Origin of the sequence: Rhodoplanes roseus, from assembly GCF_003258865.1 — a bacterium.
GTDB lineage: Bacteria > Pseudomonadota > Alphaproteobacteria > Rhizobiales > Xanthobacteraceae > Rhodoplanes > Rhodoplanes roseus.
The window spans coordinates 1-838 of record NZ_NPEX01000616.1 but is presented as its reverse complement, the minus strand read 5'-3'; the positions used below and the strand labels follow the sequence as shown (position 1 = coordinate 838).

Sequence of the window (838 nt, the reverse complement as noted above, 5' to 3'; positions counted from 1 at the left end):
CCGGCATTCCGGCGAGCCGGCCGGCGACCTGCCCGTGGGCCTGTCCTGCACGCAACCCCGACGACTCGATTCTTTGAACCTCACGCGGGCGTGAAGGAACCAAGCAGTTAACAAGTCGTTATCGAGGCGGACCGTTCACGGGGGCGGTCTGTCGCACGGGGCCTTCTCGGCATATTGGGCGCAACCGATGTGCAAGACCAAAATCCTTTCTGTCGTCGGCGTTTCCGCGATCATCGCCTGGGCCCTGGTGGCCGTCGGCGGTGAGCCTGTGTTCGGCGGCAATGGTGCCGAGGCTGCGGCGCGCACTGCTGCGCTGGCTGCGCCGATCGATCGCACACGGAAAAGTGATCGCCTTCCGACGGCCGCGACCACGCGCCCGGAGGCCAAGATCATCTCCACGGTCGAGGTGGTCGGTGTTCGTGACGCCACCATCATCTATCGTGATCGTGACGGCCGCGTCCTCTACAAGAGCGACCCGCTGACCAACGCCACCGTCGTGACCAAGGGCGTGGTTCTGCCGGAGGTGACGGTGCGCGAGACGCAGGGCAGCCCGGTCCGCCCGGTCGCCACCGACGCCATTCCGCCTCGCCCGGCGATGCCGAACCAGCCGGCCGCCAGCTCGAACGAGATGCCGAAGCCGGCGGGCGCCCGCCCCCGCATCCCGGAGGGTTGCGACCCGGCCGCGAGCCCGATCGCTGCGCCGCAGCTCGCCCACATCCTCAGCAAGTGCCTGGTCGAAGCCCCGACCACCACGAACGTGAAGCTCGCCTCCCTGATGTGAGCCACCTCACGGTCCAGGCACCATCGATCTGAGAAACAGCCGGGCCTTGGCCCGGCT

1 protein-coding gene is annotated in these 838 nt (G+C 68.0%); it reads left to right on the top strand.

The genetic code is table 11. The features are described 5' to 3' along the window. Positions 1-187 precede the first annotated feature (187 nt). Positions 188-781, top strand: coding sequence for a hypothetical protein (locus tag CH341_RS31600; RefSeq protein WP_111423698.1), 594 nt, complete (start codon positions 188-190; stop codon positions 779-781). Positions 782-838 lie beyond the last annotated feature (57 nt).

What these genes read in the sequence shown, in the direction of transcription:
- CH341_RS31600 (WP_111423698.1), top strand. Translation starts at nt 188, where the DNA reads ATGTGCAAGACCAAAATCCTTTCTGTCGTCGGCGTTTCCGCGATCATC.